Origin of the sequence: Montanilutibacter psychrotolerans (genome assembly GCF_003719825.1) — a bacterium.
GTDB classification, from domain to species: Bacteria; Pseudomonadota; Gammaproteobacteria; order Xanthomonadales; family Xanthomonadaceae; genus Montanilutibacter; species Montanilutibacter psychrotolerans.
The window spans coordinates 57,385-70,819 of sequence record NZ_RIBS01000012.1 but is presented as its reverse complement, the minus strand read 5'-3'; the positions used below and the strand labels follow the sequence as shown (position 1 = coordinate 70,819).

The following is a 13,435-nucleotide window of genomic DNA, read 5'->3' as shown; positions in this document are numbered from 1 at the left end:
GCAGCAGATCGGCGCCGCCATGCGCAAGCTGTTGCACCTGATCTTTGGCGTGGTGAAATCCGGCCGGCCGTTCGATCCAAACTACTTGCCCGGCAGTTGACGGCCAAGACGGTATCTACGAATTCTGGCGGGCGGTGGAGGATGCCGCGGTTCGCTGACCCGCCGCTTGCGGGCACCCCGTCGGGTCCCGCCCCGCCACACAAGCCGGCCAACCCAAACGGGCCAACAACAAAAAAGCCCCGCAATGCGGGGCTTTTCTGATCACGCCGCAGGGGCGCTTATTCCTTGGCGGCAGCCTTCTTGACCGCGACCTTCTTGGCCGGGGCCTTGGCCACGGTCTTGGTCGCCTTCTTCGCGACCGGCGCAGCGGCGGTGCCGGCGGCCTTGGTCACGGCCTTGCGGGCGTTGCCGTAGCTGGAGTTGTAACGCTTGCCCTTGGCGGTCTTGCGGTCGCCCTTACCCATGGTCGTGCTCCTGAAAGTACTCAAGTAATGAAAAGTCCCGCACCTCGGGGCGCGGGTGATTGCGAGTGACCTCGCCTATCCGGGTGTCCGCGCCAGCGCGCGGGGCTGCGAAGCCTAGCACAAGCGGCCGGTCCCCAGCCCGGCCCCGGGCGGGCGTCGCGCCTCAATGGGCGCAACTGGCGTCGTGCACGTGACCGTGGTTGAGGCGCAGGTTGGCCAGGTGGGCCAGGCCCACCAGGGTGCCGCCGAAGGTCATCACGATGGCATGCGGCAACACCGAATGGTGCAGCGGCTGGTACAGCACGCCCAGCCACAGCACGGCCAGACCGGGCAGCAGCAACGACAGGGCCCGCACCGCGTGGTGGCGCCTGAAGCCCCACACCACGCTGAACAGGCCAAGCCCGGTGGCAAAGGCGACAAAGGCAAATTCGAAACCGTCACCCAGCCACCCGCTCACGCCCAGCGTCGGCAACGCGGCGATCACCAACGGCAGCAGCGCGCAATGCAAGGCGCAAAGCAGCGAGCCGGTGGCACCAAGTCTGTCGAGCAGGCGGCGATGGGCGGACTGGGGCATGAGCCGTGACTTCTGGGAGGGTCGACGTCGGGTCGAGAGTTATACTATAACATTCTCAACCCCCGGATCGCCACTTTACCCGATGCCCATGACCCCGCGTTCATTTCCCGCACGGCTGCCGATCTGCCTCGCCCTGGCCGCCGCCCTCGCCACCGCCCTGCCGATGACGGCGGCCGCCGGCGCGCCCGCAGAATCGACCGCCGACCAGGATGCGCATCGCACGGTCGACCTGGGCTCGGTCGAGGTCCGCGCCACCCCGCTGCCCGGCACCGCCGAGGACCTGACGCGTCCCGTCGAGGTCCTGGCCGGTGAGAAGCTCGATGAGGCCAAGGCCAACTCGCTTGGCGAGACGGTCGGCAAGCTGCCCGGCGTGCAGTCCTCGTACTTCGGCCCCGGCGTCGGGCGGCCGATCGTGCGCGGCTTTGACGGTGCGCGCGTGCAGGTGCTCAGCGATGGCCTGGGTTCGGGCGATGTGTCGACGGTCAGCGTCGACCACGCGGTCACGATCGAACCGTTCCTGGCCAATCAGATCGAGGTGCTCAAAGGCCCGGCGACCCTGCTCTACGGCAGCGGCGCGATCGGCGGCGCGGTCAACGTGGTCGACGGCCGCATTCCCGAGCAGGCCACCACCACACCGCTGGAGGGTCGCGCCGAGCTTCGCGCCGGCACGGTCAACAACGAGCGCACCGGCATGCTGCGCCTGGACGGCACCTCCGCGTCGGGCAAGCTCGCGTTCCATTTCGATGCGCTGCACCGCGAAACCGGCGACTACGACATCCCCGGCTTCGCCGAAAGCGCCGAGCATCTGGCCGAAGAAGGCGAAACCCCGGACCCGTCCGAGGCCGGCGTGCTGCCCAACAGCGCGCTGCGTACCGACAGCGGCGCGTTGGGGTTGTCGTGGATTGGCGAACGTGGGTTCGTGGGCGTGGGCTACAGCCTGTTCAACACGCGCTACGGCGTGCCCGGCCATGCGCACGAGGAACACGATCATGGGGGGCCGATCGACGATGCGGACGAAGAAGAAGCCGGCGTCACCATCGTCATGGACCAGCGCCGCAGCGAGCTGCGCGGTGGTCTGAGCGACGTCGGTCCGTTCGCCTCGGCGCGATTCAAGTTCGCCGCTACCGACTACACCCACACCGAGTTCGAAGGGCGCGAGGTGGGCACGGTGTTCGACAACAGCAGCCGCGAGGCCCGGCTGGAACTGGTGCATCGCCCTTGGGGCGGTTGGAACGGCGCGTTCGGCCTGCAATGGTCGGATCGCGATTTCGTCGCGATCGGCGATGAGGCGTTCGTGCCGGCAACGCAAGGCAGCGACACGGGGCTGTTCTGGATCGGCGAGCGCGACCTTGGCCCGCTGAAGCTGGAACTCGGTGCGCGCCACGACCGCCTCGACGTGCGGGCCACGCCCGAGGCGCTGGCGCCGCAGCGACGCAACGACCGCAAGTTCGAGGCGCAGAGCCTGTCGGCCTCGTTGCGTTGGAACCTCAACGAAGCGATGCACCTGAGCTTCGGCATCGATCGCGCGCAGCGCGCGCCGACTGCCGAGGAGTTGTTTTCCAATGGCCTGCACGTCGCCACCGGGCGGATCGAGGTGGGCGACGATGCACTCGCTGTCGAGACCGCCAATCGCGCCGAGATCGGCCTGCACTGGCACAGCGACCGGATCGAGTTGGGCGTGTCGGCCTACACGGTTCGCTACGACGACTTCATCTACCTGGCCTCGCTGGAATCGCGGCGCACGCCCGGCACCGTGCTCACCGACGGCGGCAGCGAGGTGAACCTGTGGACGCAGAACGACGCGCGCTTCAACGGCATGGAGGCCGAGGCGACGCTCCATCTGGCCGACAACGACAGCGGCGCCTGGGACCTGCGGGTGTTCGGTGACATCGTGCGCGGCAAGCTCGACGGCACCGGCAGCCGGGACGTGGCCTTGCGCGTGTTCCACGGCGACCACACGCACAGCCACGACGCACGCCTGGCCGGCAACGGCAACCTGCCGCGCATCGCGCCGGCTCGCATCGGCGGCGAACTGCGCTGGGCGGCCGGTCCGTGGCGCGCGTCGCTGGGTGCGGTGCGCTACCTGCGCCAGGACGATGTCGCGGCGAACGAACACGAATCGCCGGGCTACACGCTGGTGGATGCACACCTCGCCTGGCACCGCGATGGCGATGGCGGCAACGCGTTCGAAGTATTCGTCGACGGCAGCAACCTGCTCGACGAGGAAGCCCGCGCGCACACCTCGTTTCTCAGGGATCTCGCGCCGCTGCCTGGCCGCGGCTTCGCGTTCGGTGTGCGCACGTTCTTCTGACCACTTCACCCTGGCGCCACTTCGCGCCGTAGCGATGGGTGGCGATCGTCGCGATGCGAGCTTGTCTAAGTCGAAGGCGAACCCATTACATCGCGCTGCAACCCGGCGCCGGTAGAACAACCGCGCGCCCGATGGCAACCGTCCTGCGTGTGCGTGTGTGACAGCGGCCCTGCCGGTGCCTGCGGCTCTCCTTCCGCAGGCACCGGCAGGTTGCGGCACCCGATGGATGTCGCGACTGGCGACGTAGGATGGGTTGAGCGCAGCGATACCCATCAAGCCGCACCCAGGCGGGAGCGAAGGCGGCAAGTCCAGCGAATGCAGAAGCTGTCAGGTCGACCCGCTCCTCGGAATTTTGCGGCTTGCGCACTGGCCGCCATGGCGTGCGATGGGTATCGCTACGCTCAACCCATCCTACGAGGCTACGAGGCTGACCGGTGCAGGCGCGAGGGTTCGCCCAGTCAGCCAGCGGGTTCTGGCAATGGATCAACCGTCGAAGAACGAGCCCACGAAACTGGCGATGAAGAAGAAGCACATCGCACCGATGGCAAATCGCCTCGGCATCCTGCGTCGCTCGGACTCGCTGATGTTGCGCAGCGCAACCACATTGCTGACGAGCAACAATGCCATCGTGATGGCGGCTACTTCGTAGCGCACAGACTCACCACTCCAGTGAATGCGCATTCCAGCAACGCGCAGCAGGTGGATCTTCGGGTGGCGTCAATCACCGCCGCAACCTGTAGAAGGCAGCAGCACTCACCGTCCCATCGGCCCTTCAGGAAACACCTGAAAGCTTGCCGCGGGGACTCCCTACTCCCTACTCCCAGCGACGCAGCGACGCAGCGACGCAGCGACGCAGCGACGTAGGATGGGTTGAGCGCAGCGATACCCATCAACCCGCACCCAGGCGGGAGCGAAGGCAGCAAGTGCTGCGAATGCAGAAGCTGTCAGGTCGATCCGCCCCGCGAAATTTGCAGCTAGCGACGCACTGGCACGCCATGGCGTGCGATGGGTATCGCTACGCTCAACCCATCCTACGAAGACTGCGGGGCCGCGCTGGCGGCGATGCCTCTCGATCGCGTGGTGATAGTCGCCTCGTGACGATCACTCAACGGTCATCGCAAAATTGAGCGGGCGCGCCCGTGCTGCGGGGGCGCCGCCGGTGGTGGTGACGGCGTCTACGCCGCCGACGCGCAGTTTGCGCAGATGCCGTGCACTTCCAGCGTCTGCGCCTGCGGGAGGAAGCCCAGCGCGCGGGCACGCGCATCCAGCATCGAGACGATCTGCTCGTCTTCGAGTTCGGTGGCCGACTGGCAGCGGTCGCAGATCAGGAACGGCACCGCGTGCGCTTCAGACCCCGGGTGGTGGCAGCCGACAAAGGCGTTGATCGACGCCAGTTTGTGGATGAAACCGTGTTCGAGCAGGAAGTCCAGGGCGCGGTACACGGTCGGCGGTGCGGCCGCGTCGTGGGTCGCCTTCATCCGGTCGAGCAGTTCGTAGGCCTTGACCGGGCGCCCGGCCTCGGCGATCAGCTGCAACGCGTTTGCGCGCAGGGGCGTCAGACGCAGGCCGCGCTGCTCGCACACGCGCGCGACCTCGCGCACGAACGCCTCACCGTCGTGGACGTGGTGCTTGGGGTCGGTGCACGCGTGATCGTGTTCCATGCCCTTGATCTATGCGCCAACCGGCAGTTTTGCAAGCGCGGCATCGATACGCCGGATGGCCTCGGCCTGCCCTGCCAGGTAGACCGTGTGCGAAATGTCCGGGCTGACCTGGGTGCCCGTGATCGCCACGCGCAACGGCTGGGCGACCTTGCCCACGCCGATCGAAAGCGCTTCGGCCGTTTCGTGCAGGGCCGCCGACACCGCCTCGGTGGTCCACGACGCCAGTTGGCCAAGGCGCATGCGCGCATCGCTGAGCGGCGCCAGCGCGCCGGCATTGAGATGCTTGGCCACGGCCGCGTCGTCGTAGTGCGTCAGCGGCTGGTACCAGACCGCAGCGCGCTCGGCCATGTCCTTGAGCGTCTGCACGCGGTCGCGCAGGGCGACCACGACATCGGCCGGTGCAGGGCCGTTGGCAAGGTCGAAACCGGCCGCACGCAGGTGCCAGGCCAGGTGGGTGGCGACATCGGCAGGTTCGTCGGACTTGAGGTACTGCTGGTTGAGCCAGCCCAGCTTGGCCGAATCCAGGCGCGAGGCCTTCGCGTTGACGTCCTTGAGATCGAACAGCGAGGTCAGTTCGGCAATCGAGAAGATCTCCTGGTCGCCGTGCGACCAGCCCAGGCGCGCGAGGTAGTTCAGCAGCGCGTGGGGCAGGTAGCCGGCGTCGCGGTACTGCATGACATCGGCAGCGCCAGTGCGCTTGGAGAGCTTCTCGCCGTCTTCGTTGAGGATCATCGGCAGGTGCGCGAAATGCGGCACCGTCGCACCCAGCGCGCGGTAGAGATTGATCTGGCGCGGGGTGTTGTTGACGTGGTCGTCGCCGCGCACGACGTCGGTAATCGCCATGTCGATGTCGTCGACGACGACAGCGAAGTTGTAGGTCGGAAAGCCGTCCGGGCGGAAGATCACCAGATCGTCCAGCTCGGTGTTGCTGATCTCGATGCGACCTTTGACCTTGTCCTCCCACGCCACCACGCCATCGAGCGGGTTCTTGAAGCGGATCACGCGGTTGGGGTCGTCCCGATAGCCGGCGTCACGCTCGCGATAGGCACCGTGGTAGCGCGGCTTTTCCTTGGCTTCCATCGCCGCGGCACGCACCGCGTCGAGCTCCTCGCGGGTCTCGTAGGCGTAGTAGGCCTTGCCCTGCGCGACCAGTTGCTCGGCCACCTCGCGGTAGCGGTCCAGGCGCTGGGTCTGGTAGATCGGGCCTTCGTCGTAGTCCATGCCCAGCCAGTCCATCGCCTCGAGGATGGCGTCGACGGCCTCCTTGACGTTGCGCTCCTGGTCGGTGTCCTCGATGCGCAGGATGAACTGACCGCCACGACGGCGCGCCTCGAGCCAGCAGTACAGCGCGGTGCGTGCCCCGCCGATGTGCAGGTAGCCGGTGGGACTCGGGGCGAAGCGGGTGCGGCAGGTCATTGCGAAAGGCTCACGACGGGAATCGGGGAATTTTAGCTGGAAGCGGCGATGCGAGGCGGGAACGGGAATCCGCGGCGGCCAACAGCACGCCAATCGCCGTCCCGAACCCACCCCGCCGCAGGGCGGACGGCACTGGCGTGGAGCGCGATACACGGTACCGGTTGCGTTCCTTCCCCGACCCGCAGTGCGACGCACGTCACTCCCACGGATGGCCACAGGATTCCTGCACGCCCCCGCACCCTGACAGGTACGGCGCCGCGCGATCGCCACCTACAATGTCGCCATGACCACGCTCTTCATCTCCGACCTGCACCTCGATGGCGAACGCCCGGCCATCACCGACCTGTTCGAGCGCTTCCTGCGCGAGGACGCACGCGGCGCCGATGCGCTGTACATCCTGGGCGACCTGTTCGAGGCATGGGTCGGCGACGACGACCCGTCCGAGACCGGTGCGCGCGTGCGCAGTGGCCTGCGCGCGCTGGTCGATTCGGGTACGCCGGTGTCGTTCATGCGCGGCAACCGGGACTTCCTGCTGGGTGCCGACTACGCCCACCGCGCCGGCATCACGATCCTGCCCGACCCGGCCGTGGTGGTGCTGTACGGCCGGCCCACGCTGCTCATGCACGGCGACCTGCTGTGCACCGACGACACGTCGTACCAGGCCTTTCGCGCCCAGACCCGCAACCCGCAGTGGCAGGCGCAGTTCCTGTCGCAGCCGCTCGCGGCCCGCCTTGCGTTTGCGCAGCAGGCTCGTGCGGCAAGCAAGGCGCACCAGTCCGGCCTGCAGGCCAAGGGCACGATGGAATCGATCACCGACGTCGCGCCGGCGACGGTGGAGGCGACCTTCGCCCGCTACGGCATCGAACGCATGATCCACGGCCACACGCACCGCCCGGCCGTGCACGCACTCGATGCGCAAGGGCGCGCGTGCGAGCGCATCGTGCTCGGCGATTGGTACGACCAGGGCTCGGTGCTCCGGGTCGATGCCGACCAATGCCACCTGCAGCGGGTTGACTGACGCCACCATTGCCCCGCGACATGGTTCGGGGAAGCCCGGCCGACTGACGGCCGGGCATCCCCTGCCCATCCCGACCATCGTGCGTCGGGGCACTCTCACCGTGCATGCGTCGCCTCGCAGCGCGGCCTTGCCACTCCGGCGCGCCGCCCCCGCGCCCGAGACCAATCGCCAGCGACGTCCCCAATCGTCGCGGCACCACCACAGCATCACGGCACGCCGTCTCAGGCGTTGCGTCGCGTTCGTTCCGAGGGGCCCCTCGCCGCCGACCTTGCCGCCGACAATGCCACGAATGCCCCTGCACCACCGCGCGACGGCCCCCTGCCGTCTGAGCGCAACTCAGGAGCCGGACGAAGCGCAGCCGGTCATGTGTTCTTCGCCGTAGTCGAACGTGGCGGTGAATTCGAAGGCCTTTCCCGACATCGAATCCACGCAGGACGCGCGCTGGATGTCGAGCGTGAACACCTTGTCGCCGTCCTTGCCGGTGAAGCGCGCACCGTTGGCCTGCGCCTGGTGCTGCGCGGCAAAGACCTTTCCGGGCTGCAGCTCCGGCGTCGAATAGGTCAAGGTGCTGCCGTCGACTTTCACCGACCAGAACGGCTCATTGCCTGCCGCGGTGAACGACGGTTGTGGCGCCTCGCGGGGCACCGGCTGTCCGGTCGAGCCACGCGCCGGAACGGGAGCGGCATCCGTGGGCGACTCCATCGGCGGTGCGGCCGGCCCGGCCGACTCGACGGGCGCCTGCGCGGGTGCGACCTCCGGTGTCGGCGCACACGCGCAAACCGCTGCGAGAGCGGCCAGGGTGGCAGCCCACGGGAAGACGCGACATCGATGATGCATGGCCTGAATCCTTGCAAACCGTGGTGCCGCCCATGGTAGCCACCCACCGCCCGTTGTCCGTGACGACGGTTGCTACCCGCGTATCGACGCAGCGAACGCGACGCCGTTGCCCGGGATGACACGATCGCGAACGCCACGAATCGATCGGCGCGCGACGACGCCCGGGGAGTACCCCGGGCGCCGCCACGTTCGGCACGGCCGGACACGCCGGCCCGCGTCCGATCAGAAGCGCATTTCCGCCGTCAGGAACACCTGCCGCGGTGCGCCATTCTGCAGCGTGTAGTTGCGCCCGTTCGGATCGGAGCTGACGAAGCCGTTGGTGCCCACCGATCCGAAGTACTGCCGGTCGAACAGGTTCGTCGCGTTCAATTGCAGCTTGAACGAGTCGGCCCAGCCCAGATCCTGCCAGCGGTACGCCACCGACGCGTCAGCCACCCAGAAGGCGTCGACCGAGGAGTCGTTGGTGTAGGTGATGAATCGGCGACCGGTGTACTTGCCACCGAGTTGGGCGCTGAAACCACCCTTCTCCCAGCGCAGTTCCGACGAGAACAGCTGCTTGGGCGCATCGACCACCTGCTTGCCGCTGGCGTGGATCAGGCGCGGGTTGCCGGCGGCATCGACGCCATCGAGGTAGTCGGCGGCGTACTCGGAATTGTTCCAGGCCAGCGAGTTGTACCAGCTGAGCCCTTCGACCGGACGCCACTGCAGCACCAGCTCGGCGCCACGCGTGCGCACGTCGCCGACGTTGGCGAATGCCGACGGGCAACCGACGATGCCCGCGCACTGGGCGATGGCCAGCAGGCGGTTCTCGAAGTCGACGCGGTACAGCGCGAGCGAGGCATCGATGTTGTGGCGACTCGTCCGCAGGCCGGCCTCGATGGTGCGCGAGGTTTCCGGGCGGATGGTGGCGCGGGCCTGGTCGAAGCCGGCCTGCGAACTGGAATGCGGACCGTTCACGCCACTGCGGTAGGCCGACATGTTTTCGCTGTACGAGCCGAACACCTCTTCGTGGTCGTTGAAGCGCCAACGCGCACCGACCTGCGGCAGGAAGTTGTCCTGCGCGACCAGCACACCCGCCGCGCGCGCGCCGACCAGGCTGCGCCCGTCGATCTCCACGCGCGTGCCCTTGAAGCCGGCGTCGATCGCGAGGCGGTCGTCGGCGAAGGACATGTGGTCGCGCACGTGGTACTGGCGGGTCTGCGTGTCGAAGCGCTGCCAGAACACGCGCTGGTCGGGATCGTGCAGGAAGTGGATCGCGTCGGGCGGGGTGTCGCGGCGCAGGTTGTAGAAGTTGCGCTGCACTTCGTGGTTGTTCTTTTCCAGCCACAGGCCCGCCTGCAGCTCATGCGCTCCGACCTGCCAGGTGATGGTCGGCAGGATGCCCGTGCGTTCGATCCCGTACTCGGTGGTGCGCATCCGGATCGGCACGTCCGGCGAGGCCGCGTACGGCGTGGCCCAATGGCCCTGGCCTTCGTTGCGGTGGTAGTAGACGGTGCCGGCGATGCTGACATCCGGGCTCAGCGACACGTCGGCGCTGAGCCAGGCCAGGTCGTCGTCACGCAGGCCACGGGCGATGTAGTACGCGTCGTCGAGGCTGTTCACGCCACCGCGAAACACGCCGCCGGCCGCGTCGATCGCACGCTGCCAGTCGCCGGCGTAGTTGTCCCAGTCCATGCCCAGGCGTCGGGCGGAGTCCAGCGACAGATCGGCGTAGTCGGTCTCGCGACGGCGCGAGGTGGCACCGTAGCCGCTGATGCGAATCGTGTCGTTCTGGTAGACGAACTTGCCGTTGACCTGGCCGTTGCGCTGAGGGCCCTCGCCCTTCCACTTGTCGGTGGTGTGGTACGCCGCACTGAGGTAGCTGCTGAAACCACCGTGGTCACCGGTGTCCATTCGCACGTAGGTGCGGCGGGTGGCATCGCTGCCAACGGTCTGCGCCACGCGCACGCCGTACTCGGTGTCGGGGTCCGAGCTGAAGAAGCGGAGGGTGCCGCCGAGGTTGCCGGTCGACGCGGTGTCGATCGCACCACTGCCCTGCGACAGTTCCGAGGCCGACAGGTTTTCGCTGATCGCCGCGCGCGAGATGTGCAGGCCGTTGTGGTTGCCATAGCTCATGTCGCCCAGCGGGATGCCGTCGAGCGTGAAGCCCAGCTGCTGCTGCGAGAAGCCGCGCACGCTGAGCTTGGCCGACCACTCGTAGTTGCCCCACGGATCGGAGCTCTGGAAATGCACGCCCGGCAACCGGGCCATCGCCTTGAGCGCGCTGGTGCCGGCTGCGGCGCGTTGCAGTTCGGGGCCACCCAGCGATTGCACCTGGCGGGTCTGGCCGACGCCGACCACCGAAATGGTATCGATCACCGCCGCCTGGCCGCCGCCTTCCATGGCGCCACCGGCATTGGCTTCGGTCAGTGTTTCTTCGCCTTCGCCGGCGTAGGCCACGCCGGCATGCAGGCACAGCAGGATCGAGGCGGCGAGGATCGTCGTCTTCGTCGTCATGGGATTGGGGTTCCATCGGAATGGCCGCCAGACAGGAACTCGCCCCGTGGCGGCGTACGGGGGCGAAGCGCGGCAGTCTGTCGATGCCATGTGAACGCGCGATGGCAGTTGTGCGTCAGTTTCCGCCGTGGCGCGCGCGCGTCACCCTTGCGGATGCGAGCAGTGGCCGATGCCGCTGGACAGCGCGGGTGCCGCGCGCCTTTGCGCGTGCGCGAACGGACGCCTCGCTTCACGCCCGCGCCGGGTGGTCATCCAATCATTCGACTTTTCGTCAACGCCCGAGCGAGCGATCTGCCTATCCGGCAAGACCCTGCAACGCGGCGAGTTCCTCGTCACTGAAACCCGCGGCACTGCGGGCATCGAGGTTGAACGGCCCGTGCAGCACGCCGCGCGCGTACTGCGCCAGCAACTCGCGAAAGCACGGCAGCGGGTCGACGCCGGCGCGCTCGCAGTACCAGTTGAACCAGCGCGAGCCCGCCGCCACGTGGGCGATCTCCTCGCGCAGGATCACTTCCAGGATCGCCACCGTCGCGTCATCGCCGAGCGAACGCAGCTTGACGATCATTCCCGGCGTCACGTCCAGCCCACGCGCCTCGAGCACGCGCGGCACCAGCGCCATGCGCGCCAGACCGTCGTGGGCGGTCTTCTCGGCCATCTCCCACAGGCCGTTGTGCGCGTCGAAATCGCCGTAGTCGAACCCCAGCTCGCGAAGACGGTCGCGCAGCATCGCGAAATGGCGCGCTTCGTCGTTCGCGCAGCTCACCCAGTCGGCGTAGAACGCCATCGGCATGCCACGGAAGCGGTAGACCGCGTCCCAGGCCAGGTCGATCGCGTTGAACTCGATGTGGGCGATGGCGTGGATGAACGCCGCGCGACCTTCCGGCGTGCCAAAGCCACGCCGCGGCAGGTCACGCGGATGCACCAGCAGCGGCCGCTCGGGGCGACCGGGCATGCCGATGGGCTCCGGTGCGGGCGCATCGACATGGAGGGACATCTCGCCTCGTGCGAACGCCGCGGCCGCGGCGAACGTGCGCGCCAGCTTTTCCTCGGGCGTGGCCGCGGCCAGGCAGGCGCGCGCGGCGGCGAACAGGTCAGTCATCGGAGCGGGACGGCGCAGCGACGGGGATTGCCGAAGCTTCCAACGGGGTGCGTCCTGCCCGTTCCCGCCACGATCATGGCGCGCGGCGGGTCTTCTTGGCTTCGTCCGAGCGCAGCTGCTTGATGCGATCGAAGTAGCCGTCCTCGATGCCGGTCACGTACTCGCCGTTGAAGCACGAGGAATCGAAATGCTCGATGCGGTGTTTCGGTCCGGACACGGCCTCCTCAAGGTCGGCCAGGTCCTGGTAGATCAACCAGTCGCAGCCAAGCAGCGCCTGCACTTGTTCGTCGGTGCGGCCGTGCGCGACCAGCTCCTCGGCCGACGGCATGTCGATGCCGTAGATGTTCGGAAAGCGCACGGGCGGCGCGGCCGAGGCGAGGTACACCTTGCGTGCGCCGGCATCGCGCGCCATCTGCACGATCTGCTGGCTGGTGGTGCCACGCACGATCGAGTCGTCGACCAGAAGCACCACGCGGTTGCGGAACTCCAGCGTGATCGGATTGAGCTTGCGGCGCACCGACTTCGCGCGCTGCCCCTGCCCGGGCATGATGAAGGTGCGGCCGACGTAGCGGTTCTTGATGAAGCCCTCGCGGTACTTCACGCCGAGCACGTTGGCGATCTCCAGCGCGGCATCGCGCGAGGTGTCGGGGATCGGGATCACGGTGTCGATGTCGTGATCCGGCATCAGGCGCAGGATCTTCTCGCCCAGCTTCTGGCCCATGCGCATGCGCGCCTTGTGCACCGAGATGTCGTCCATCATCGAATCCGGGCGCGCGAAGTACACGTACTCGAAGATGCACGGCGCGTGCTGGCGCGGCTCCACGCACTGGCGCGTAAACAGCTCGCCGTCGGCCGTGACCACGATGCCCTCACCGGGCACCACGTCGCGCATCCGCTCGAAGCCGAGCAGATCGAAGGCAACCGATTCGGACGCCACGGCGTACTCGTCGCGGCCATTGCTGGTGCGCTTGCCCAGCACCAGCGGACGGATGCCATTGGGATCGCGGAACGCCACCAGGCCCAGGCCCAGCACCGTGGCGACCACCGCGTAGCCGCCGACACAGCGCCGGTGCACGCCCTCGATGGCCTTGAACGCGGCCTCGGCGGTCAGTGCCTTCTGCGTGTCGAACTCATGTGCGAACACGTTGAGCAGGACTTCCGAGTCGGATTCGGTGTTGATGTTGCGGCGGTCCTGTTCGTACACCTCGCGACGCAGCGCATCGGTGTTGATCAGGTTGCCGTTGTGCGCCAGGGCGATGCCGAACGGCGAGTTCACGTAGAACGGCTGCGCTTCGTCGCTGCCCTCGCTACCGGCGGTGGGATAGCGGCAATGGCCGATGCCGATGCGGCCTTCGAGCAGCAGCATCGAGCCCTCGTCGAACACGTCGCTGACCAGACCGTTGCCCTTGTGCACGCGCAGCTTGCGACCGTCGACGGTCGCGATGCCCGCTGCGTCCTGGCCGCGGTGCTGCAGCACCGTGAGTCCGTCATAGAGCTGCGCCGCGACGTCGGTGTTACCGACGATTCCGAGAATGCCGCACATGGGTGTGTCCTGCCGT

General features: G+C 67.7%; 11 protein-coding genes. 2 read left to right on the top strand and 9 right to left on the bottom strand.

Annotated features, from left to right (window positions below):
• Positions 1-278 precede the first annotated feature (278 nt).
• Together EER27_RS16405 and EER27_RS16400 are read right to left on the bottom strand one after the other, a co-directional pair.
• A complete protein-coding gene (locus EER27_RS16405) occupies positions 279-464 on the bottom strand; it encodes a 30S ribosomal protein THX (RefSeq protein ID WP_123089222.1) in 186 nt (61 codons plus the stop codon).
• 163 nt (positions 465-627) lie between these two features.
• Positions 628-1,038, bottom strand: a complete 411-nt coding sequence (locus EER27_RS16400) for a MerC domain-containing protein (RefSeq protein WP_123089221.1) — start codon at positions 1,036-1,038, stop codon at positions 628-630.
• An 88-nt stretch (positions 1,039-1,126) separates the two neighbouring features.
• Here EER27_RS16400 and EER27_RS16395 point away from each other — a divergent pair, with 88 nt between their 5' ends.
• Positions 1,127-3,349, top strand: coding sequence for a TonB-dependent receptor domain-containing protein (locus tag EER27_RS16395; protein ID WP_425480859.1), 2,223 nt, complete (start codon positions 1,127-1,129; stop codon positions 3,347-3,349).
• A 483-nt stretch (positions 3,350-3,832) separates the two neighbouring features.
• Here EER27_RS16395 and EER27_RS17195 read toward each other — a convergent pair whose 3' ends face one another.
• The 3 genes from EER27_RS17195 to gltX all read right to left on the bottom strand — a co-directional run bounded on the left by EER27_RS17195 (position 3,833) and on the right by gltX (position 6,426).
• Entirely contained in the window at positions 3,833-4,003 is a 171-nt protein-coding gene (locus EER27_RS17195; RefSeq protein WP_190285843.1) for a hypothetical protein, read from the bottom strand.
• 521 nt (positions 4,004-4,524) lie between these two features.
• Complete coding sequence (locus EER27_RS16390; protein WP_123089219.1) at positions 4,525-5,010, bottom strand: transcriptional repressor; 486 nt, start codon at positions 5,008-5,010, stop codon at positions 4,525-4,527.
• Between the two features lie 9 nt (positions 5,011-5,019).
• Positions 5,020-6,426, bottom strand: a complete 1,407-nt coding sequence (gene gltX, locus EER27_RS16385; protein ID WP_123089218.1) for a glutamate--tRNA ligase — start codon at positions 6,424-6,426, stop codon at positions 5,020-5,022.
• 283 nt (positions 6,427-6,709) lie between these two features.
• On the opposite strand from gltX, the gene lpxH reads away from it, so the two are divergent.
• Positions 6,710-7,444, top strand: a complete 735-nt coding sequence (gene lpxH, locus EER27_RS16380) for a UDP-2,3-diacylglucosamine diphosphatase (RefSeq protein WP_123089217.1) — start codon at positions 6,710-6,712, stop codon at positions 7,442-7,444.
• Positions 7,445-7,780: 336 nt separating this feature from the next.
• On the opposite strand, the gene EER27_RS16375 is transcribed toward lpxH, so the two are convergent.
• The 4 genes from EER27_RS16375 to purF form a co-directional block, all read right to left on the bottom strand.
• The gene (locus EER27_RS16375) at positions 7,781-8,146 is read right to left on the bottom strand and encodes a COG3650 family protein (protein WP_123089216.1); all 366 of its coding nucleotides are present in this window, start codon (positions 8,144-8,146) and stop codon (positions 7,781-7,783) included.
• A 357-nt stretch (positions 8,147-8,503) separates the two neighbouring features.
• Positions 8,504-10,777 (bottom strand): TonB-dependent receptor family protein, encoded by a 2,274-nt coding sequence (locus EER27_RS16370; RefSeq protein ID WP_123089215.1) that lies wholly within the window; start codon positions 10,775-10,777, stop codon positions 8,504-8,506.
• Between the two features lie 295 nt (positions 10,778-11,072).
• Positions 11,073-11,876: a ferritin-like domain-containing protein gene (locus EER27_RS16365; protein WP_123089214.1), complete on the bottom strand. Its 804-nt coding sequence runs from the start codon at positions 11,874-11,876 to the stop codon at positions 11,073-11,075.
• Between the two features lie 73 nt (positions 11,877-11,949).
• Positions 11,950-13,419, bottom strand: coding sequence for an amidophosphoribosyltransferase (gene purF, locus EER27_RS16360; protein ID WP_123089213.1), 1,470 nt, complete (start codon positions 13,417-13,419; stop codon positions 11,950-11,952).
• Positions 13,420-13,435 lie beyond the last annotated feature (16 nt).

What these genes read in the sequence shown, in the direction of transcription:
- EER27_RS16405 (WP_123089222.1), bottom strand. Translation starts at nt 464, where the DNA reads ATGGGTAAGGGCGACCGCAAGACCGCCAAGGGCAAGCGTTACAACTCC.
- EER27_RS16400 (WP_123089221.1), bottom strand. Translation starts at nt 1,038, where the DNA reads ATGCCCCAGTCCGCCCATCGCCGCCTGCTCGACAGACTTGGTGCCACC.
- EER27_RS16395 (WP_425480859.1), top strand. Translation starts at nt 1,127, where the DNA reads ATGACCCCGCGTTCATTTCCCGCACGGCTGCCGATCTGCCTCGCCCTG.
- EER27_RS16390 (WP_123089219.1), bottom strand. Translation starts at nt 5,010, where the DNA reads ATGGAACACGATCACGCGTGCACCGACCCCAAGCACCACGTCCACGAC.
- gltX (WP_123089218.1), bottom strand. Translation starts at nt 6,426, where the DNA reads ATGACCTGCCGCACCCGCTTCGCCCCGAGTCCCACCGGCTACCTGCAC.
- lpxH (WP_123089217.1), top strand. Translation starts at nt 6,710, where the DNA reads ATGACCACGCTCTTCATCTCCGACCTGCACCTCGATGGCGAACGCCCG.
- EER27_RS16375 (WP_123089216.1), bottom strand. Translation starts at nt 8,146, where the DNA reads ATGGAGTCGCCCACGGATGCCGCTCCCGTTCCGGCGCGTGGCTCGACC.
- EER27_RS16370 (WP_123089215.1), bottom strand. Translation starts at nt 10,777, where the DNA reads ATGACGACGAAGACGACGATCCTCGCCGCCTCGATCCTGCTGTGCCTG.
- EER27_RS16365 (WP_123089214.1), bottom strand. Translation starts at nt 11,876, where the DNA reads ATGACTGACCTGTTCGCCGCCGCGCGCGCCTGCCTGGCCGCGGCCACG.
- purF (WP_123089213.1), bottom strand. Translation starts at nt 13,419, where the DNA reads ATGTGCGGCATTCTCGGAATCGTCGGTAACACCGACGTCGCGGCGCAG.